The following is a 21226-nucleotide window of genomic DNA, read 5'->3' as shown; positions in this document are numbered from 1 at the left end:
ACCCTCAGAAGAGGTGTCGGGCGAAGCCGTTTGAACGGAGTGTGTCATCATGTCCATGTCTGCCTCGCAACTCAATCTGTTCGATACTACAGTGCTGTCAGGTGAACTTGCAGCCCTCTGGTCTCTAGACGATGACCAGCCCATTCCCGAAGTCTGCATCCCCTCCCCTCACCCTTTCCGTATTCCACAGCGGGATTTTCGTCTAAATGGCGTACGTGGTCTGGCTCAAGGCTGGAAAGCGCGTGCAGAAGCAAATATCGCAGCGATCGCCCTGCTCGCGACACTTGAATGCGAGGATCGAAACGCCACTGAGGCAGAGCAGGACGTGCTTGCTCGTTTTACAGGTTTTGGTGCGGGTGAACTTGCCAACAACCTCTTCCCGCCGACAGGCAAAGAAGTGCGCAAGGGATGGGAAAGTCTTGCGTCAGAACTTGAACAGCTTACGACGGAGACTGAAAGGGCTGGCCTGCGGCGCGCCACGCAATATGCCCACTACACCCCGGAACTGATTGTTCACTCGCTGTGGGATATGGCTCAGCGTATGGGCTTTCGTGGCGGTTCGGTGCTTGAACCGGGTTGCGGAACCGGGGTCTTTATAGCCGCACGACCTGAAAAACTGGAAGGCAAGATAGCCTTCACAGGTATTGAAAATGACCCAATCTCTGCCCGCATAGCGCGCAAACTCTATCCAAACCAATGGATCCGCAGTGAGGATTTCACCCGAGCCCAGCTCCCACGGGGCTATGATCTGGCGATTGGTAACCCACCCTTTAGCAATCGCACGGTGCACGGTCGTGATGGGTTAGAGAAGCAGGGTCTCAGTCTTCATGACTTCTTCATTGCCCGCTCAATTGATGCTTTACGACCAGGGGGTATCGCCCTGTTCGTGACCTCCCGATACACGCTGGACAAAACGGATCCTAAGGCACGACGGATTATGGGCGAGAGCGCAGACCTGCTTGGCGCTGTGCGTTTACCTGAAGGCGCAATGCGTGACGATGCCGGGACAGATGTGGTGGTCGATATCCTGGCATTCCGCAAACGAGAAATGGGGGAAGAGCCGTCAAACGAGAGCTGGGTTGAAACTGCAGACATCCCAGACTCAGATGAGGGGAATGGTCCGCTCGTCATAAACCGGTATTTCCATGACCATCCCGAACAGGTGCTCGGCAGTCATATCTGGACGACAACGCAGTTTGGTCCCGATTACACATGCTCTGCCACCGCCGGCGCAGAACTAGACCTTCTTCTTCCGCAAGCCCTGAGCCGGATCGCGCCCAACGTTCATTTCCTGCAGCCGTTAGAGGCGCGTATTGCCAGACCAGCAGGTGAGGGCGTTACGGTTGGAACCGCGGCAAGTGGGGCGGACCTCAAGGAAGGAAGCTACTTTGTTGATCGGGGTGTGCTGCACCAGATTAGCGAGGGGCAGGCCCAGATCGTCCCGATCCGCAAGGCAGGCCAGGCAGAAGGAATTTTTGCCAAGCATGCTCGGATCATTCGTGCGCTGGTGCCCATCCGTGATGCCGCACGAAGTGTGTTGCGGGCGCAGATGCAGAACCTGCCTTACGGGTCGCAGCAGCGCACTCTGAAAACGGCGTACCAGAGTTTCGTGCGTGAATTTGGCCCCATCAATCATACCCGCACCACGCTGCGCGAGAACCCTGAAACTGGGAAAACACGCGAAACCCAGCGGCGTCCGAACCTGCAGCCCTTTCTGGATGATCCTGACGTCTGGCTGGTGGCTTCGATTGAGGAGTATGACGAGCGCACGGATACGGGTCGCATGGGGCCGATATTTTCAGAGCGTGTCATTCATGCACCGACAGAGCCTGAAATACACGGAGCCCATGACGCGCTGGCTGTGTCCCTGCATGAAACGGGTCGTGTGGATCTGCCTCTCATTGCCGAACTGCTGGGACGGAGTGAAGCCGATACGTTGGCTGAACTGGGTGAGAGCATTTACCTCGATCCGGAATGCAGCGCGCAGGGCAGGGACGTCTGGGTCACGTCTGATGAGATGCTCTCAGGTGCGGTGCGCACCAAACTGGCGCTCGCACGCGAGGCCGCACATCATGATCAGCGGTATGCACGCAATGTCAGCGCCCTTGAAGGTGTGCAGCCTGCTGATCTGCGTCCCTCTGAAATTACAGCCCGTCTGGGAGCACCGTGGTTGCCCGTCACGGACATTCAGGACTTCGTACAAGAGGTCATGGGGATTGAAACAACCGTTCGTCATACCCCGGAAGTGGCATGCTGGAGTATCAATCGTGCGCCGTTTCTGTCTCGCGCTGAAGCAACATCCGTCTGGGGCACGGAACGACGCAATGCAGCGGAACTTCTGGAAGACGCGCTCTCTCAGTCCATTCCCAAGATCTGGGATCATTGGCGCGATGAGAATGGCAACGAACGACGCGAACTCAATACACAGGAAACGGAAGCCGCCAAGGAAAAACTGGCGGCTATCAAGAGCGCGTTCGAAAAGTGGGTGTGGCAGGATCCCGACCGGTCTGACCGTCTCGTAAAGCTCTATAACGAGACTTACAACAATCTGGTGCCACGGGCCTTTGATGGCAGTCACCTGCGTATGCCTGGAGCGAGCAGCACGATTACCTTGCGTGCTCATCAGAAGCGCGTGGTGTGGCGGATTATTGCCTCAGGGCGCACCTACATGGCCCATGCTGTAGGGGCAGGAAAAACCTTTTCCATGGCGGCTGCCGTGATGGAGCAGAAACGCCTTGGACTGATCAGTAAGGCCGTTATCGTGGTTCCCGGCCACTGCCTTGCACAGATGGCGCGTGAATTTCTCATGCTCTATCCCACGGCGAGAATTCTCGTGGCGGACGAGACAAATTTCGTCAAAGCAAAACGTCAGCGTTTTATTGCCCGCGCAGCAACCGAAAACTGGGATGCGATCATCATAACCCATGACGCTTTCAAGTTTATTCCAGTTGAGGCGGGGTTTGAACGGGAGATGATTGAAGACCAGATTGCGTCATATGAGGCCATTCTGTCTGGCCTGGATGGCGATGACCGCATCTCCCGCAAGCGCATTGAACGCATGAAAGAAGGGATGGAGTCAAAACTGGAAGGATTGGCCGCCCAGAAAGATGATCTCCTTCATATGGGCGAAATGGGCATTGACCAGATCCTTGTCGATGAAGCCCAGCTCTTTCGGAAACTGTCCTACGCCACCAATCAGTCTGATCTGCGAGGTGTCGATCCCAATGGCTCTCAGCGTGCATGGGATCTGTTCGTGAAAACCCGTTACCTCGCGAAGACGGATCCAACACGTCCGCTGATTATGGCTTCAGGTTCGCCGATTACGAATACGATTGCCGAATTGTGGAATGTCGGGCGGTATATGGATCTGGATGCTCTTGTTGCGCGCAATCTGCATGAATTTGATGCGTGGGCCGCCAACTTTGGAGAAACACGCACCGAACTGGAGCTTCAGCCCAACGGTCTCTACAAACCGGTCACACGCTTTACCGAATTCGTCAATGTGGCCGATCTGATGGCCATGTATCGTGACTTTGCGGACGTCGTTCAGTCAGACGAGTTGGCACGATATGTCAAACTGCCCTCTGTTAAGGGCGGCAATAGACAGATTGTGGTGGCCGAAAGCACAGAAGACTTTCGGGCATTCCAGCAGACCCTTGCAGAACGGATGCGCGCGATTGAAGCCCGTTCAGGTCGTCCTCAGAAGGGGGACGACATCATTCTGAGTGTGATGAATGATGCCCGGCATGGCGCGATCGATCTGCGGTTTATCGCACCATGGGCGGATGATGACCCACATTCCAAGCTGAATGTGATGATCCGGAAGGTGTTTGAAATCTGGCAGGAAACATCTGCCAGTCGCTACACCAACCCCGAAACGGGCAGGGCCTATGATTTGCCGGGAGCGGTGCAGATGATCTTCTCCGATCTCGGCACGCAGGCCTCCCAGAGCAAGCGTGGGTTCTCGGCTTATAACTGGATCAGGTCAGAGCTGATCCGCATGGGGGTCCCGGCCGAGCAGATTGCCTTCATGCAGGATTACGACAAGGCGGCAGCCAAGCTGCGTCTGTTTGGTGATCTCAATGCAGGCCGCAAGCGTATCCTGATCGGTTCAACAGCCACAATGGGAACAGGGGTCAATGCCCAGCAGCGCCTGAAAGCCCTGCATCATCTCGACGTGCCCTGGCTTGTTGCCGATATCATGCAACGTGAAGGTCGGATTGTGCGTCAGGGCAACCAGCACGATGAAGTGGAAATCTACGCTTACGCCCAGCAGGGATCTGTAGACGCCACCAACTGGCAGCTGCTTGAACGCAAGATGCGTTTTATCGGTCTTGCGATGTCGGGAGATCGAACCATTCGCCGGATTGAGGATGTGGGCGGTGAAGGCAACCAGTTTGCAATGGCCAAGGCGCTGGCATCAGGTGACATGCGTCTGATACAGAAGGCTGGCCTGGAAGCCGATATTGCGCGTCTTGAGCGTTTGCAGGCCGCGCATTTCGATGATCAGTTCAATGTGCGTCGCCAGATCCAGAGAGCTGAACGCGACATCCAGACAGCGCAGACACGCATTCCGAAAATTGAGGCGGCAATAGGCCAGCGTGTGTCCACGAAAGGGGAGGCGTTTGCGCTGCACCGTGACACCACGGTGGTTGAGAGCCGTGAAAAAGCTGGGGCATGGATACTGTCGCAGGCGCGGCTTGCTGAACGGGAAGGCCGGACCGGGCAGTGGAGCATGGGTCGGATCGCCGGATTTGAAGTGATGTGCGAAGCTCATGAACAGCAGTTCAGAACGTCCGACAAGAGAAAACCAGAAGTAGTCTCCTCCATCTATCTGGATACACCTGCAGGAGAAATCGAGGTCGAGACGGATCGTGAGACCAAGCCTCTGGGACTGATTTCACGGATTGAGCACGCAGCCTTACGTCTGGACAGCGATCTGGCTGAAGCACGTCGCAGTCTGGATGAGGCACAGCGCCGACTGCCAGCTTATCGCGCACGCGAAGGACTGCCTTTTGCGGAAGCCGCGGACCTCAAAGCCAAATGTGCTGAGCTGTACGCACTGGATGCCGAGCTGGAAGCAGAAGGCAAGGAAGAGGGAACCGCACTGAAATTGGCCTCAGCCAATGATGATGCTGCTTCTGACGTTGGAGAGAAAATAGAGGAGATGGCCTGAGAAAAAAGGAAAACAGAAATCCGAAAAGGGAAGGGCGGGCCACAGGCCGCCCACCCGCCGCAAGGGTACGCCCCGTTCCGGGGCCTCGCTGACGCTCGCCCTTGCCCCGTGTGCGCGTCTGCGGCGGTGCCGAAGGTATGAGGTCAGAAAATTACACCTCATGACCCTGAAAGTGAGGAGCGTATCATGACGGAACTTCGCCGCGTCGATCCCAGAACACTCGTACCAAACCCGAACAATCCACGTAAGACCCAGCCAGATGCTCGTGCGGAACATCAGCTTGCGCTGAATATCAAGACAGTGGGCCTGATTCATGCGCCCTGCGTGCGGGAACTTGAGGATGGTCGGTTGATGATTGTCGCTGGTCACAGACGGGTGCGGGCCTGTATTGCTGCGAAACTGGACGAAATTGACGTGCATGTCCGTTCTGGTGATGAAAAAAGCGATACGATGGCCGCTGTTGCCGAGAACGTCGTGCGTGCCGACATGACGGAATCCGAACAATGGCGTGGTGTGCTGGATATGCGCGAGAAGGGCGCTACTGATACAGAAATCTGTCGGGCTTTTATGGTCACACCAGCCTATCTCCGTGGCCTGATGCTGTTATCCCAGATTCATCCGCCCATTATTGCGGCAATAGATGGTGGGATTGGGCCTTCCTATACGGAACGGAACGCAATTGCGCGCACGCCGCTGGAGCGCCAACGCGATGTCTGGGCAGAGATCTGGGCCGAAAGTGCGGATGAGGGTGTCGATCCAACTGATTATGAAATGAGCAGGGAAGAGTTTGCGCACTTCGACTGGGAAGATTTTGTCCGCTATCTCGATCAGGTCGAGTTATATGCCCGTGATTTTGAATTTGATGATGAGACGGCACAAGAGGCGGGCGTGGTCTGGGAAGAGGATCTGTTCGGGCAGGGTGGGCAGGACAATCGTTACTGCACCCAGTTCGCGGCGATCTTCAAGGCACAGCAGATATGGGCCGAAAAAAAGAAACCTGAAGGCTGCGTCTTCATTCCGGCCAACGAGTATGGAGAAGGGATTGTTCCCGAGGGACACCGGAGTGTTGGGTCATGGGAAATGGAGCAGGCAGATGATATCTCGACGATCTTATGTGGACGGCCGTTTAAGCGCAATACCTCACATTGTTCTCCCGATGTCATTTCTAAAACGTATTATTCTACCGGCTGGATGATGAATACCGATTTAACGTGAAGACCCGGTCAGATGCGCTCTTATGTCCGGCCTGTTTATGCGACTTTATGCGCTGGCCATCATGGGTGTGCGCTCACGTGTCAGGCACCAATCTGGTATCACGTGCTCAGGGGCACAGACGGTCGAACGGTATGGCCTGAACTGTTGCTGAATGACTGTCTTCCCATCACGTCGGTTCGTACATACTGCCGGATCTACCGGAGCAAGCTCCGGTGTCCATCGTTCTGCTGGTGCAGGTCAGCCTGCTGAAACACTGACACCAGCCGGACGATAGATCTCTTTACGTGACAACAACGCCCAGATGATACGAGCCATTTTATTGGCAAGTGCAACTGTTGCCAGACGCCTTGGACGACGCGCCATGAGTTCGCATAGCCACTGACCCGCAGCGCTATCCCACTTATGGGCACGATGAAGCATGGCCGTCGCACCAAGAACCAGCAACGTTCTTATCTGCCGATTGCCCGTTTTGGTAATCCTTCCCAGACGGGTTTTACCGCCGGTAGAATGCTGACGAGGCACAAGCCCCAGCCAGGCGGCAAAATGGCGCGCAGAGGCGAAAGAGCCAATATCCGCGACCGAGGCGACAATCAGAGAAGCCGTTATGGGACCGACCCCAGGGATGGTCATCAACCGACGCGCATCGTCATCGCTTTTTGCACGCGCCCGGATCTGCACTTCCAAAGCATCAATGCTCTGAGCGACCTTTTCATAATGCTCAAATAACAACATGGCACTCTGCTTCATGGCAGCAGGCAGGTCGGCTGATGTCTCTATTTTTGCCATCAGTTCTGGCAGATGGCGTGTGCCCAGAGGGGCTATCAGCCCGAACTCGGAAGCAAGAGCCCGTAACGCATTACTCAGCATGGTCTGCTGTTTGACCAGAAGAGCGCGGGCAGAATGCAGTGACAAGACACCTTGCTGCTCTTCGCTCTTGATCGGAACACACATCGTATCAGGATGAGTCGCCGCCATGCAGATCGCAGCCGCATCAACAGCGTCATTTTTCTTGCCTTTTTTGACAAATGATTTGACCCGATCAGGAGGAACCAGTCTGACATCATGACCAATCCTGCTGATCACCCGTGCCCAGTAATGAGCTGACCCGCAGGCTTCCAGAACAACTTCACATGGGTCAAGTTTTGCAAAAAATGCTGAAACTTCACTGCGACCAAGCTTGCGCTTGAAAACGCACTTTCCAATTGCGTCAGCCCCATGAGCCTGAAAAACGGATTTGGCAATATCAAGGCCAATTATGCTAGCTTTCATACGGGCGGTCTCCTCCTGATGGTCAGTGAACCTCCATCATGGCACATTGATGCCGCAGGGAGGCCGTCCACCCCATCTGGTAGTCTGCCCAAGCCGTCCTGGCTTGCAAAACCCGAGGCACTCTGGTCGCCGTGGAAATTGCAGGGTGAGGAACTGGTTGAAGGCAAGCAGGATGCGCTGCGCCTGACTCTGGACGATCAGGACCGGGCGGGGATTGATATCGTCAGTGACGGCGAACAGACGCGTCAGCATTTCGTCACGACATTTATCGAGCACCTCAGCGGTGTCGACTTTGAAAACCGTCAGACGGTTAAAATTCGCAACCGGTACGATGCGAGTGTGCCATCAGTTGTTGGCACTGTGACGCGCGAGATGCCGGTCTTTGTTGAGGATGCGAAATTTTTACGCACACTGACGAAGAAACCGATCAAATGGGCGTTGCCTGGTCCCATGACCATGATCGACACGCTTTATGACATTCACTACAAAAGCCGCGAAAAACTGGCGTGGGAATTTGCCAAGATCCTCAATCAGGAAGCGAGAGAGCTGGAAGCGGCTGGCGTCGATATCATCCAGTTCGATGAGCCGGCATTTAATGTTTTCTTTGATGAGGTGAATGATTGGGGTATCGCCGCATTGGAAAGAGCCATTGAAGGGCTGAAATGCGAAACCGCAGTCCATATCTGCTACGGCTATGGCATCAAAGCCAATATCGACTGGAAAAATGCTCTTGGGGAAGAGTGGCGTCAATATGAAGAGATTTTTCCCAAGCTGCAAAAATCTAATATCGATCTGATTTCACTGGAGTGTCAGAATTCCCGCGTCCCCATGGATCTGATCGAACTCATTAGTGGAAAAAAAGTGATGGTTGGCGCCATTGATGTGGCCACCAAAACCATCGAGACGCCCGAAAAAGTCGCTGATATTTTGCGCAAGGCACTCAAGTTTATCGATGCCGACAAACTTTATCCCTGCACCAATTGTGGGATGGCGCCTTTGCCGCGTGACGTGGCGCGAGGCAAGCTCAACGCTCTGGGTGCTGGTGCGGAAATCTTACGCAAGGAACTCTCGGTTTAGGAGGCTATCGGATTAGAACCGTGGCAGTTGAGGGTATGACTTTATAAAATGAATGGAAATAGTATGTTTGTACGATTATATGTCGTTTGCGCATTTATTGAGGCAAGGCATGGGTGTTCTTGAACGCAGTCATCTGACGATCATTCAGGAAGTTGCCCGCGAAGGTTCGCTGACCGCTGCCGCGGTCAGACTGAATCTCACCCAGCCTGCGCTCAGTCATGCCATCCGCAAGATTGAAAACCTGTTGGAAGTAAAGATCTGGCGGCGTGAGGGGCGGTCTCTTGTGCTCACCCAAGCGGGTGAGTGGCTATTATCACTTGCCAACAGACTGCTCCCTCAATTTGAACTGGCGGAAAACAGGCTGCAACAGTTCGCCAATGGCGAACGAGGAACACTCCGCGTCGGCATGGAGTGCCATCCCTGCTATCAGTGGCTCCTGAAGGTGGTTTCTCCCTATTTAGAGAGATGGCCGAAAGTCGATGTTGACGTGCGGCAGAAATTCCAATTCGGCGGTATTGGGGCGCTGTTCAGCAATGAGATTGATATTCTGGTGACGCCTGACCCGCTTTATAAACCAGGTCTGATATTCACGCCGGTTTTTGACTATGAACTCGTACTGGTTGTTGGCCCCGAACATCCTTTGCGAGGCGCGAAGTTCGTCGTGCCGGAACAGCTTGCTGGCGAGACATTGATTACGTACCCCGTTCCACCCGAGCGACTTGATATCTATACGCAATTTCTGCAACCAGCGGGTTTCGGCCCACGACAGCAGAAGCAGATCGAGACAACGGATATCATGCTGGTGATGGTGGCTCATGGTCGGGGTATTGCAGCTCTTCCACGTTGGCTTGTGGAAGAGTATCGCTCCCGGTTTGAACTTCACCCGGTCAAGCTTGGTAAAAAGGGTATTGCAAAACAGATATTTCTTGGCCGTCGGGAAACTGACGAAGAGATCCAATATCTGCGGGATTTTATCGAATGCGCTGGCTCACCTTCTTCGGCGTGTCGTCAGTTAAGCCCTGAGAGTGGCACGTGAAGGTTGTACTTTGTGTCTGCGTGTGCTGACTGTTTTCCCATTTTTTGGGGAGACAGACAGATGCGGCGCTATAGTTTACGCGATGACCAGTGGGAGCGGATAAAGGATCTTCTTCCTGGTCGAGAAGGCTATGTCGGCGGCACTGCGGTGAACAACCGTCTGTTCGTGGAGGCGGTGCTGTATCGCTATCGCGCGGGTATTCCATGGCGCGACCTTCCTGCCCGTTTCGGTGACTGGAAAAACGTGCACCGGCGTCTGCGCCGCTGGTGTGAAAGCGGCGTCATCGAACGGATATTTCGTTATCTGGCCGCTGATTACGACAACGAATACATGATGATCGACAGCACAATTGTCCGAGCGCATCAGCATAGTGCCGGAGCTCTCAAAAAAGGGGCACGGATCAGGCCATCGGACGATCACGAGGCGGGCTAACTACAAAGATCCATGCCATCTGCGACGCTCTGGGCAATCCAGTGGAACTCGGCATCACACCGGGACAGGATGCCGATATCACCCAGGCAGAACCACTTCTGGAAAACATCGAACCGGATGCTTTCCTTGCTGACAAGGCGTATGACGCGGACAGGTTGATCGATCGGCTGATACAGCGCGGGATTACCCCGGTCATCCCGCCAAAACGCAACAGAACGACACGACGGAAAACCGATTTTTCTCTCTATCGCGAACGGAACCTTGTTGAGAGGTTCTTCAATAAACTCAAGCAGTTTCGCGCTATCGCAACCCGCTACGATAAACTGAAATCGACCTTCCTCGCAGCCGTGCAGTTCGCCTCAATCATCATCCTGCTTAACTGACGACACGCCGTTGAACTATTTGAGGATATTTTTTTATCTTCTTCTTTTGCCATGTCCGGCTTGTCTATTCTCTTCCCGATAACCGACATTCCGTTCTCCCCCCAAAGCAGCTGCTTTAATCAGCGGCAAGTATACCACTTTGTCAACGAGCGGCAGGGAGCAGCTCGCTAACCAACGATGGACGTTTATCCAACATTGCCAACAAGACCTGAGCTGGCCCGGTTGGCTGACGACGACCATGTTCCCAGTTCAGAAGGGTTCCCTTGGCGACACCGATGCTCTTGGCAAACTGTGCCTGGGACAGTCCCGTTCGGGTTCTGATGGCCGCAACATTCACAGACAGCACACGTACCTTATGGGTAACGCTGTTTTGTACCTGTGCTTCAGAATATGCGAGAGCCTCATTTAACCCCTGCAGAATGCTATCATAAGTGCTCATGATGGTTCTCCATATTTCGCAATTAGTGTCTTACTCAAGTCTACCAGAGCAGCCTGTTCGGATCGGGAAAGATTATCTTTTTCGTTCTTGGCAAAGACAGTCAGTAGAAACAAAGGCATATGTCTCCCACCAAAGACATAAAGAGTTCTATACCCTCCCCTTTTTCCGCTACCTTCGCGTGCAAAACGAATCTTTCGCAGGCCGCCCCCTAGTGACACTCCAGAGTCTGGCATAGCCGCGAGCGTGTTAATCAGAGCCATACGATCGTCGTCTGACATCAGGGCTTTTGCCCGTTTTATGAATTCAGGCAGTTCAACAACGGTCTGCAACTTTGACATTTTCAGTAAGCTATGTGTCAATGGCTTATATGTCAAGGACGCATGAATTAGAAGGTTGAAGCTAATAATATTTGCTTACCCAGACAGCAGTCCAGCAACTTAGTTATATACCAAAAATCAGGAGTTTTCTGACGTAAAATCTACGTACGTTTCTACCATTTGTCGCAAGTAGGCGGGCGCACGGAAAAGAAAGGGGTTTTTCGGGAACCACAAGGTAGTAATAAATTCCCTTGCCGCACGGAAACGCCCGCAACGATGCCGACAGACCCAGACATTCCGCTGTCGCCCTCATGTCGGTCGTAAAGAGAGTCGCTCAAGGTTTTGGTAAGCGGACACCCTGTGCCGGTGACGCAAGCCAGGCCGCCAGTTGCCGGACCATGGATCGCGCAACGCGGCCCGCCCCTAGGAGGGTTGCGGATGCGGGGCCGCACCAGGAGCCATAACCCAGCAGCCAGAGACGTGGCTCCCTGACGGCCTGCTGCCCGTTAACGCGGATCAGCCCGTCCGGCTCGATCACGTCGAGCGGCGCAAACATAGAGAGCGCGGGCCTGAAGCCCGTACACCAGATGATCGCGTCAATGGCTTCTTCTCGCCCGTCGGGCCAGACGACGCCCGTCGCCGTCATGCGTACAAACTGGCGCACCGCGTGGAGCACGCCCCGCTCCCGGGCGGCTCGCACGGGCGGCACCATGACGATGTCGCCAAAACCGCCGGTGGGCATGGCCGACGGGCCGCCGAGAACGCGAGCGGTCGCCCGCTCGAACAGCACCCGTCCGTCCACATCGTCAGGTAAGAAGACAGGATCGTGCTGCGTGACCCATGTTGCCTGGGCGACAAGGGACAGCTCCGCCATAATCTGCGCACCGGAGTTGCCCCCACCCACCACGAGCAGACGCTGACCGGCAAATGGTAGTGCGTTGCAGTAATGGGAGGAGTGGATTTGCGTTCTGACAAACAATTCGCGACCCGGATAATCGGGGATGAAGGGCGCAGACCATGTGCCGGTTGCGCCGATGACCGCGCGGCTTACGAAATCACCCACGCTGGTTCTGACATTCAGGAATTTCTGGTCAGTGCGTTCCACACGTCCGACCATTACGGGGCGGTGGATCGGCGGCGCATAGCGCGCCTCGTAGCGGTGCAGATAGTCAAGCACCTCGTCGCGGGTCGGGTAGCTGCCATCGGGCGTGTCGGGCATCGGCCAGCCGGGCAGCGAACTGTAGGACGCGGGTGAAAACAGATGCAGGGAATCCCAGCCATGCACCCATGCACCACCCGCCTGCGTCCCGTTGTCCAGAATGACGTAGGTCAGCCCGGTCCGGCGCAGGAAATACGAGGCGGCGAGCGCTGCCTGACCGCCGCCCACGATCACGACATCGAACTGTTCCGCCATTGCCCGGCTCACAGGCTTTCCGGGAGGCGGAATTCCGCCTTCCGTTCGCTATAGCGGTCCACGAGGTAGTCGGCCCGGTCGCGTAAAAGCCATGTGAACTTCATCAGTTCCTCCATGACATCTACCATCCGGTCATAGAGGGGGGACGGCTTCATGCGGTCATCGTCACCGAACTGCGTATAGGCCATTGGCACGCTGGACTGGTTGGGGATGGTGAACATCCGCATCCACCGGCCCAGAACCCGCAGGGCATTGACGGAATTGAAGCTTTGCGATCCGCCTGAGACCTGCATCACCGCCAGCGTGCGGCCCTGTGTCGGGCGGACCGCCCCTTCGGAGAGCGGCAGCCAGTCGATCTGGTTCTTGAACACGGCGGTAATGTTGCCGTGCCGTTCGGGGCTGCACCAGACCTGGCCTTCCGACCAGATCGAGAGATCCCGCAGTTCCTGCACTTTCGGGTGGGTTGCGGGCACGGAATCCGCTACCGGCAGGCCGGTCGGGTCGAACACCCGTGTCTCGGCCCCCAGCACCTTCAGGATGCGTTCTGCCTCAAGCACCAGCAACCGGCTGAAAGATCGGGGGCGTAAAGAGCCGAAGAGCAGAAGGATACGCGGCGGATGGTCCACACGCGGTTGCGGTTCCAGCCGCGCGAGATCGACCCGTTCAAGATATTCGGGGTGGAGGGCCGGCAAGTCAGGTTCGGTCATTGTGATATTGGTCCATTCGTGCATTACGAGTGGCTGATCCAGGGCAACCACAAGGACAGCGCCGCGAGTGTGACCAGCAGGACGGGCGGGGTGATCGCCAGTCCAACTTTCATATACTGCCCCCATGTGACCCGATGGTTCCTGGATGCCAGCACATGCAGCCACAGCAGTGTTGCGAGACTACCAATCGGCGTGAATTTTGGTCCGAGGTCGCAGCCGATGACGTTGGCATAGATCATCAGGTCGCGTGTCAGCGGCGTGATGTCGTGAGCCTGCTGGATCGCCAGCGCCCCGACCAGCACACTCGGCATATTGTTCATGATGGACGACAGAACAGCCGCCAGAAAGCCGGTGCCGATGGTGGCCGTGAACGTCCCTTGATGACCGAGCCAGACCAGTGCGGTCGCAAGATAGTCGGTCAGCCCGGCATTGCGCAGGCCATACACCACCAGATACATGCCCAGCGAGAAGATCACGATCTGCCACGGGGCGCCCCGCAGCACCTTACGAACAGGGATGACCCGACCATATCCGGCGACGAGCAACAGGATTCCGGCGGCCAGGCAGGCCACGACACAGACCGGGATATGAAACGGCGCTGTCAGGAAATAGGCCGCCAGAACGAGGACCAGCAGCGGAAATGCCGCCCGAAATACATGGTGGTCACGAATTGCCGCAGCGGGTGCTGGCAGTTCGGCGACGGGATAGGTCGCAGGCACCTGCCGCCGGTACCACAGCCAAAGCACAGCCAGCGTCGCGCCCAGCGCCACCAGATCGACGGGGACCATGATCGCGGCATAGCGATCAAACGCAATGCCAAAGAAATTGGCGCTGACGATGTTCACCAGGTTGGAAATGACAAGCGGCAGGCTGGTGGTATCCGCGACGAACCCAGTGGCGATAATAAAGGCCAGCGCCGCGCCATGGCTCAGGCGCAGTTGCGTCAGGATAGCGATGACAATGGGCGTCAGCAGCAGGGCCGCGCCGTCATTGGCGAAAACCGCTGCAATGGCCGCTCCCAGCACCACGATCAGCGGGAATAGCGTCCGGCCTCGCCCTTTGCCCCAGCGCACGACGTGCAGGGCGGCCCAATGGAAGAACCCGGCCTCATCCAGCAACAGCGAGATGACGATCAGCGCGATGAAGGTAAAGGTTGCGTCCCAGACGATGTGCCAGACGACAGGAATGTCGTGCCAGTGGATCACACCAGCCGCCAGGGCCACGGCGGCACCTGCCATTGCGCTCCAGCCGATACCCAGCCCCCGAGGCTGCCAGATGACAAAAACCAGCGTGGCAACGAAAATCAGAAGCGCCAGCATCAGATGATCCGCTTGCCGGATTCATCGACGATCTTCTCCCCGTCCTCTTTGACGAAAGCGCCTCTCTGCGGGTTAGGCAGGATGTCCAGAACCGTCTCGGACGGACGGCAGAGTGCCGCACCGAGGGGGGTGACGACGATCGGCCGGTTAATCAGGATCGGATGCGCCATCATGGCGTCGATCAGCGCATCATCGCTCAGGGCCGGATTATCGAGGCCGAGTTCGTGAAAGGGCGTGCCCTTTTCCCGCAGGACCGAGCGCACCGGAACGCCCATACGGGCGATCAGATCGACCAGTTCCGCACGACCGGGAGGCGTTTTCAGATATTCGATGGTCGTGGGCTCGATCCCGGCATTGCGGATCAGTGCCAGCACGTTGCGCGACGTGCCGCAGGCCGGGTTGTGGTAGATCATGATGGTCATGAGCAGGATTCCGGGGACGGACAGCAGGAGGACAGGCTCGCGACCAGGGGCGCGCAGAGTTCGGGACTGCCCGCGCAGCAGTCCGTGACGAGGAAGAGCATCAGGTCGCGCAGGCGCGGAAGACAGGCGCGATAGACGATCAGCCGGCTATGGCGTTGCGAGGTCAGCAGCCCGGCGCGGGTCAGGGTGGCGAGATGGGCCGAGATCGTGTTTTGCGGGACATCGAGATGCCGCGCGACGTCTCCGGCGGGTAGTCCGTCCGGTTCGTGGCGCACCAGCAGGCGGAAGATCTCCAGTCGCGTGGACTGCGACAGGGCGCTCAGAGCAGCGAGGGCGGATTCTGTATCCATATATCCTTTTTTGTGGATATGTTGTCGTAAGTCAAGCTATTTTATGTGAGAAAACAGAGATCACAACCGTCGGCTTCCTCAATTTTTCCGCTCAGACCAGACCTTCCGCCCTCCCCCCCATTGCTGACATCGAACGGATCTTTGTCACGATATAGGCCTGATAGGCCTGCGTGAAACGGGTGGCCTGTCACCTAATTAAGGAACTTCGACAAACCTCTCTTTCTCCGGGAGCCCATATCTACGTGCCATAAGTGGAATTTGAGAGCATTTGCAGGATCTTTTCCATATTCGCCGATAAGTTTTCTATCAATACGATCAGTGCGTGGACTTCGGCGGTTACCTTGTAACGGAAACCCACAATCCCGCCCTTCCTACTCGACCAGACGGCTAGAATAGGCCAAAATGCGGCTCTAATTTATTGTCATATTAAGGCTTTAGTTTCATGTCACGCGGTCGTCCACGTAAAAACCCTGATGCTGCCTCTGCTCCTAAGAAAACTACCAAAGCACGCAAGGCCAAGGCAGCGACCGCGACACTGGGCTTTGAACAGCAGATGTTTCTGGCGGCGGACAAGCTGCGCAAGAACCTTGAGCCTTCAGACTACAAACATGTGGCCCTTGGCCTGATCTTCCTGCGCTACATCTCCACTGCGTTTGAAGCCCGACATGCTGAACTGATGCTGGAAGACCCGGAAGCAGCGGAAGATCCTGACGAATATCTGGCCGAGAATATCTTCTGGGTGCCGGAGACGGCTCGATGGTCTCATCTCAAGGACAATGCCCGTTCGGCCAATATTGGCAAGATGATTGATGAGGCCATGCTGGCCATCGAGAAAGCCAACCCGGAACAGCTCAAAGGCGTGCTACCCAAGGATTACGGGCGCCCGGCCCTTGATACCGTCATGCTGGGTGAGCTGATCGACCTGATCTCCGATATCGGCATGGGCGATACGGACGACAAGGCGCGGGACGTGCTGGGCCGGGTGTATGAATACTTCCTTGGCGGGTTTGCCGGAGCCGAAGGGAAGCGTGGGGGTGAGTTCTACACGCCGTCCAGCGTGGTGCGCACGCTGGTTTCCATGCTCGAACCCTATAAGGGCCGGGTCTATGACCCCTGCTGTGGGTCTGGCGGCATGTTCGTGCAGTCCGAACGCTTTGTGGAAACCCATGGTGGCAAGCTGGGTGATATTGCCATTTATGGGCAGGAGAGCAACCACACCACTTGGCGTCTGGCCCGTATGAACCTTGCCGTGCGGGGTATTGGCGCGGACATTCGCTGGAACAATGAGGGCAGCTTTCTACGCGACGAGCTGAAAGACCTGCGCTTTGACTATATTCTGGCCAACCCGCCCTTTAACGTGTCGGACTGGTGGAATGCCTCGCTGGAGGAAGATCCGCGCTGGCAGTATGGCAAGCCGCCAGCGGGCAATGCCAACTATGCGTGGCTTCAGCATATTCTATGGCATCTGGCTCCCGATGGCACCGCTGGCGTGGTGCTGGCCAATGGCTCCATGTCCTCCAACCAGAATAGCGAGGGCGAAATCCGCCGCCGGATGGTGGAAGCAGACGTGGTGGACTGCATGGTGGCCCTACCAGGACAGCTTTTCTATTCCACCCAGATTCCGGCCTGTCTGTGGTTCCTGACCCGCACCAAGAACCCGAAAGGCTGGCGGGACCGACGCGGAGAAATCCTGTTCATTGATGCCCGCAAGCTGGGCAAGCTCGTTGACCGTACCCGCCGGGAACTGACGGATGAAGACGTAGCGCGCATTGCCGACACCTACCATGCATGGCGTGGGGAAAAGAATGCAGGGAAATACGAGGACATTCCGGGTTTCTGCAAATCCGCCACACTGGACGAGGTCGAGCAGCACGGCTTTGTGCTGACACCGGGCCGCTACGTGGGGGCAGAGGAAGCCGAGGAAGACAGTGTGCCATTCACTGAACGCTTCGCAGCCCTTGAAAAGACCCTGAAAGAACAGTTTGCGCAGGGTGACGCCCTGAACGCGAAAATTACCGCCTCCCTGAAGCTGATCGTGCAGAAGGAAAGCGTGTGATGCTCTATCTCACTCCACTGGAACGCGCTTTGAACCGCCTGAAGGAAGGCTGGACCCGCCACCTTGCCCACCCAGACGATGAGCAATTACGGGACGGCCTGATCCAGCGCTTCGAGTTTACCTATGAACTCAGCCACAAGACCCTGAAGCGCTTTCTGGAAACCAATTCAGCCTCCCCCGACGAATATGACCGCATGGGCTTTCCGGACATGATCCGCTCCGCCAATGAGGCTGGACTGCTCAAAAGCGCATGGCCCCAGTGGAGCGTGTTCCGCAAAATGCGTAACCTGACGAGCCATACTTACAACGAGGCCACAGCCAAACAGGTTGTGGCCACCATTCCAGACTTTATCGTAGAAGCGGAGTTTCTACTGGTCACGCTGAAAGAGCGCACAACGTGACAGGACTGATCGAGATCACGCCCGAAGAGCGGGCTATTGTGCTGCGGATACTGAATGAGATTGTGCCCGACCGTGAAGTGCGAGCTTTTGGTTCGCGTGTCACAGGCAAGGCCAAGCTTTTTTCTGATCTTGATCTAGCGATTATGGGTGATGAACCTTTGCTTTTGGAAACGCGAGCACGACTGGAGGAAGCTTTCTCGGAGTCAGAATTGCCGTGGAAAGTTGATGTATTGGATTGGGCTCTGGCGGATAAAATGTTCCAAGATATTATTATGAAAACAAGCTTGGTATTTCGTAAACAACAGAAAAGATTTTAGAAGAATTTTACAATGAGCAACTTAACGTATCATGAAAAATGGACGACCTGTCCTATATCCTACTTATGTGATGCTGATGGAAGCATCCAAACTGGTCCTTTATGGTACACAATTACACGCCTCTGATTATGTAACATCAGGCGTACCCTGCATTATGCCTCAAGATATCATTGATGGTAAAATTTCGACTGGAAAAATTTCTTATATTTCAGAAGAAAATGCCAATCGTCTTTCAAATTTTAGACTTGCGCAAAATGATATTATTTATCCTAGGCGTGGCGACATTACTAAGCACGCCCTAATCACTTCAAGAGAAAATGGATGGCTTTGCGGAACTGGTTGCTTAAGAATTAGCACTACAGTTGCATTTTGTGTCGTGAGTGAGCGCGGATAGCACTGGCCTGATGCGTTCGTCGAAAGACGGACCATCTGAGGATGTGAGAGACGGGTAGTCTGCGTTGTGCAAGTTTTACGACGAGGCGCCTGATCTCCTGAATGGACCAGCGGACAAGGACTGTCGTGTTCTGAGTTGTGTTTTTTTCGGTTTCAGTGAGTTTGCCTGGTAACGGACACTGGCCATGACGGCATAGGCCAGCATGACCAGAGAGACATGCCGATGCCAACCATGCCAGGAGCGGGTCTCGTTATGATCAAGACCAAATTCGTTTTTGGCCGTCTCGAACCCTTCTTCGATCCTCCAGCGCGTCCCTTCAACGTTCACCAGTTCCTGCGTGGTTGTCCCTTTCGGGCTCCAGGTCGTAAAATAGGCAAGGTCCCCGTCAGCGATGTTTCGGCGGATCAACAGGCCACGTGTCCATGGTCCGGCTATAGGGCAGTCAAATTCTTCAGCATCCAGATCAGCAAGCGGAAGATACGCCCAGTCATAAAGTCGCTCACCTTTTGTGCCGTGCCCCGCTGACAGACGACGCCAGGCCTGGTCTGGCAGTCCTGCTGCAATATCTTTCGCCTCTCCGGCAATCAGCGGTTCCGTTGCCCATGATCCGAACCAGTGATTGCCCTTGACCCCAAGCACATATCCAATTCCTGCCCGGCGAAGCGTGCGTTCTACGTCGCCCACGCCATACACGCTGTCTGCTGCAACCCAGCGGAACGGCACACCGGCCTCAATACTTCGCTCAATCATCATCGAGGCTAACGCCGGTTTGGTTGCAAACACCACGTCATCGGGAACGTGGGCCCGCTTCAGACGCTCAGGCTTTGATGTCCAGTCTTTCGGGAGATACAGGGCGCGGTCAATAAAGGCATGCCCCCGTTCCGAAACATAAGCGCCAAACACACCAATCTGGCAGTTCGTGATCTTGCCGGCAGATCCCGTATACTGCCGCCCCACACCGCAGGACGCCTGACCCTTCTTCAGAAAACCGGTCTCATCAATGACCAGCACGCCCTCTTCAGTGCCCAGATGCTCAATCACATAATCCCTGACGACGTCACGAAGGGCATCGGCATCCCAGTGCCCGCGTCCCAGAAGCGCCTGCTGCCGCCATGGACCAGGATCTCCTGCGGCTTCCGCTCGCATCCATCCCGTCTTGCGTGGTTCATTGCCAATCAAAACATCAAGAAAAGCACAGGCCGAATCTACGACACGTTTTTGCGTGAACAGCGGCGCCATCCGATCCTTGGCGGACCGAAGCGAGCGCGCCCATAATTCCAGCGTCTCTTCAACAGACGTACCGCCACTCATCATATCCTGAATCATGGTTACCCATAGATTCAGAACTCAACACAAAATGCAACTGTAGTGCTAAACGGCTTTTCACGGCTGCTTCGTCCTCAGAACCGCCAGTTACCGGAATTTTCGTACATCTGGAAAAGCTACCTACGGCGTGTCGTCAGTTAGGTGTTTAGTCCCGGGGTTTGATGGTGTGATATTTTCACGAGAGTGGAAGGAAGCATTATGGGACAGATACGTCATGGGAGCGCCACGACCACGCACGCCGTGCGAGCAGCAATACAGCGATCGCAGGCTTCGCTCGCGGCGCTGAGCGAGGAGTTCGGGATCAACCCGAAGACAGTGGCTAAATGGCGGAAGCGACAGAGTGTCGAAGATCAGAAGACAGGTCCTAAAGAGCCGCGCTCAACGGTCCTGTCCGAGACGGACGAAGCGATGATCGTGGCCTTTCGCCGGCATACGTTGCTGCCGCTGGATGACTGCCTTTATGCCCTGCAGGCCAGCATTCCCTATCTGACACGCTCGGCCCTGCATCGCTGCCTTCAGCGTCACGGGATTTCACGACTGCCGGACATGGAGGGGGACAAAGCCAAACGCCAGCGCTTCAAACGCTCACCCGATCGGGTTCTTTCATCTCGACATAGCGGAAGTCCGACCGCTGAAGGCAGCTGTACCTCTCGTTGCCATTGACCGGACAGCAATTCGCTGTCACACAACTGGTCGAGAAAGCTGATCGGAAGACGGCCTGGGAATTCCTCGAACATCTCCTGAGCATCATCCCTTACCGGATCCACACCATCCTGACCGACAATGGGATCCAGTTCGCTGACCAACCCCGTAATCGCAATACGGCCTGGTCGCGTCCCATGCGCTTCGACATGATCTGCGAAGCCCACGGGATCGAACATCGTCTGACGAAACCCAATCATCCCTGGACGAACGGTCAGGTTGAGCGGATGAACCGGACAATCAAGGAAGCAACCGTCAAACGCTTCCATTACGACAGTCATGAGCAGTTGAGAACACACCTCAACGACTTCATGGCAGCCTATAATTTTGGGCGAAGGCTCAAGACCCTCAGTGGCCTCACACCTTACGAATATGTCTGCAAAATATGGACTTCAGAGCCAGAAAGATTCATCATCAATCCAACCCATCAAACCCCGGGACCAAACACCTAATGTTCATCACAAATCATGATGG

At 55.6% G+C, this 21226-nt stretch carries 18 protein-coding genes and 1 pseudogene; 10 read left to right on the top strand and 9 right to left on the bottom strand.

What is annotated here, in order from left to right:
* Nucleotides 1-49: 49 nt before the first annotated feature.
* Both FCN51_RS26780 and FCN51_RS26775 read left to right on the top strand, forming a co-directional pair.
* Nucleotides 50-5176, top strand: a complete 5127-nt coding sequence (locus FCN51_RS26780; protein ID WP_006115743.1) for a DEAD/DEAH box helicase family protein — start codon at nt 50-52, stop codon at nt 5174-5176.
* A 186-nt stretch (nt 5177-5362) separates the two neighbouring features.
* Nucleotides 5363-6391, top strand: a complete 1029-nt coding sequence (locus FCN51_RS26775; protein WP_006115742.1) for a ParB N-terminal domain-containing protein — start codon at nt 5363-5365, stop codon at nt 6389-6391.
* A 237-nt stretch (nt 6392-6628) separates the two neighbouring features.
* Here FCN51_RS26775 and FCN51_RS26770 read toward each other — a convergent pair whose 3' ends face one another.
* Nucleotides 6629-7660: an IS110 family RNA-guided transposase gene (locus FCN51_RS26770; RefSeq protein WP_010511145.1), complete on the bottom strand. Its 1032-nt coding sequence runs from the start codon at nt 7658-7660 to the stop codon at nt 6629-6631.
* Nucleotides 7661-7678: 18 nt separating this feature from the next.
* Here FCN51_RS26770 and FCN51_RS26765 point away from each other — a divergent pair, with 18 nt between their 5' ends.
* The 3 genes from FCN51_RS26765 to FCN51_RS26755 all read left to right on the top strand — a co-directional run bounded on the left by FCN51_RS26765 (nt 7679) and on the right by FCN51_RS26755 (nt 10588).
* Nucleotides 7679-8737 (top strand): methionine synthase, encoded by a 1059-nt coding sequence (locus FCN51_RS26765; protein WP_100070283.1) that lies wholly within the window; start codon nt 7679-7681, stop codon nt 8735-8737.
* Between the two features lie 109 nt (nt 8738-8846).
* Nucleotides 8847-9773 (top strand): LysR family transcriptional regulator, encoded by a 927-nt coding sequence (locus FCN51_RS26760; protein WP_052583250.1) that lies wholly within the window; start codon nt 8847-8849, stop codon nt 9771-9773.
* Between the two features lie 60 nt (nt 9774-9833).
* Nucleotides 9834-10588, top strand: a protein-coding gene (locus tag FCN51_RS26755; RefSeq protein ID WP_087651418.1) for an IS5 family transposase whose coding sequence is annotated in 2 segments (ribosomal slippage) — nt 9834-10173 and nt 10173-10588 — 756 coding nt in all. Because the reading frame shifts where the segments join, the coding sequence is not laid out codon by codon here.
* Between the two features lie 142 nt (nt 10589-10730).
* Here FCN51_RS26755 and FCN51_RS26750 read toward each other — a convergent pair.
* The 7 genes from FCN51_RS26750 to FCN51_RS26720 form a co-directional block, all read right to left on the bottom strand.
* The gene (locus FCN51_RS26750; protein WP_006115735.1) at nt 10731-11027 is read right to left on the bottom strand and encodes a helix-turn-helix domain-containing protein; all 297 of its coding nucleotides are present in this window, start codon (nt 11025-11027) and stop codon (nt 10731-10733) included.
* Nucleotides 11024-11365: a type II toxin-antitoxin system RelE/ParE family toxin gene (locus FCN51_RS26745; RefSeq protein ID WP_012813272.1), complete on the bottom strand. Its 342-nt coding sequence runs from the start codon at nt 11363-11365 to the stop codon at nt 11024-11026. Before FCN51_RS26745 ends, FCN51_RS26750 begins: the two co-directional genes overlap by 4 nt.
* Before the next feature lie 313 nt (nt 11366-11678).
* Nucleotides 11679-12758 carry an ArsO family NAD(P)H-dependent flavin-containing monooxygenase gene (locus FCN51_RS26740; RefSeq protein ID WP_012813273.1) on the bottom strand — a complete coding sequence of 360 codons (1080 nt, stop codon included), beginning with the start codon at nt 12756-12758 and terminating at the stop codon, nt 11679-11681.
* Between the two features lie 8 nt (nt 12759-12766).
* Nucleotides 12767-13465, bottom strand: a complete 699-nt coding sequence (gene arsH, locus FCN51_RS26735; RefSeq protein ID WP_012813274.1) for an arsenical resistance protein ArsH — start codon at nt 13463-13465, stop codon at nt 12767-12769.
* Between the two features lie 23 nt (nt 13466-13488).
* A complete protein-coding gene (locus FCN51_RS26730; RefSeq protein WP_006115732.1) occupies nt 13489-14784 on the bottom strand; it encodes an arsenic transporter in 1296 nt (431 codons plus the stop codon).
* Complete coding sequence (arsC, locus tag FCN51_RS26725) at nt 14784-15206, bottom strand: arsenate reductase (glutaredoxin) (RefSeq protein WP_006115730.1); 423 nt, start codon at nt 15204-15206, stop codon at nt 14784-14786. The genes FCN51_RS26730 and arsC overlap by 1 nt, the downstream gene beginning before the upstream one ends.
* Nucleotides 15203-15556 (bottom strand): ArsR/SmtB family transcription factor, encoded by a 354-nt coding sequence (locus FCN51_RS26720; RefSeq protein WP_006115729.1) that lies wholly within the window; start codon nt 15554-15556, stop codon nt 15203-15205. The genes arsC and FCN51_RS26720 overlap by 4 nt, the downstream gene beginning before the upstream one ends.
* 442 nt (nt 15557-15998) lie before the next feature.
* Here FCN51_RS26720 and FCN51_RS26715 point away from each other — a divergent pair, with 442 nt between their 5' ends.
* Genes FCN51_RS26715 through FCN51_RS26700 form a run of 4 tightly spaced genes read left to right on the top strand, consistent with a single transcriptional unit; the run spans nt 15999 to nt 18724 of the window.
* Nucleotides 15999-17612, top strand: a complete 1614-nt coding sequence (locus FCN51_RS26715) for a class I SAM-dependent DNA methyltransferase (RefSeq protein WP_006115727.1) — start codon at nt 15999-16001, stop codon at nt 17610-17612.
* Nucleotides 17612-18013 carry a nucleotidyltransferase substrate binding protein gene (locus FCN51_RS26710; RefSeq protein WP_012813241.1) on the top strand — a complete coding sequence of 134 codons (402 nt, stop codon included), beginning with the start codon at nt 17612-17614 and terminating at the stop codon, nt 18011-18013. Before FCN51_RS26715 ends, FCN51_RS26710 begins: the two co-directional genes overlap by 1 nt.
* Nucleotides 18010-18330 (top strand): nucleotidyltransferase family protein, encoded by a 321-nt coding sequence (locus FCN51_RS26705; RefSeq protein ID WP_006115724.1) that lies wholly within the window; start codon nt 18010-18012, stop codon nt 18328-18330. The genes FCN51_RS26710 and FCN51_RS26705 overlap by 4 nt, the downstream gene beginning before the upstream one ends.
* A gap of 31 nt (nt 18331-18361) precedes the next feature.
* Nucleotides 18362-18724, top strand: a complete 363-nt coding sequence (locus tag FCN51_RS26700; protein WP_232517491.1) for a restriction endonuclease subunit S domain-containing protein — start codon at nt 18362-18364, stop codon at nt 18722-18724.
* A gap of 75 nt (nt 18725-18799) precedes the next feature.
* Here the strand turns inward: FCN51_RS26700 and FCN51_RS26695 are convergent, their stop codons facing one another.
* Complete coding sequence (locus FCN51_RS26695; protein ID WP_012812328.1) at nt 18800-20050, bottom strand: IS701-like element IS1452 family transposase; 1251 nt, start codon at nt 20048-20050, stop codon at nt 18800-18802.
* A 198-nt stretch (nt 20051-20248) separates the two neighbouring features.
* Here FCN51_RS26695 and FCN51_RS26690 point away from each other — a divergent pair.
* Nucleotides 20249-21204 (top strand): annotated as a pseudogene (locus FCN51_RS26690) (IS481 family transposase).
* Nucleotides 21205-21226 lie beyond the last annotated feature (22 nt).

It is taken from the genome of Acetobacter pasteurianus (assembly GCF_009914215.2).
GTDB lineage: Bacteria > Pseudomonadota > Alphaproteobacteria > Acetobacterales > Acetobacteraceae > Acetobacter > Acetobacter pasteurianus.
The sequence above is the reverse complement of the archived record's forward strand: the minus strand, read 5'-3'. Positions and strand labels throughout refer to the sequence as shown.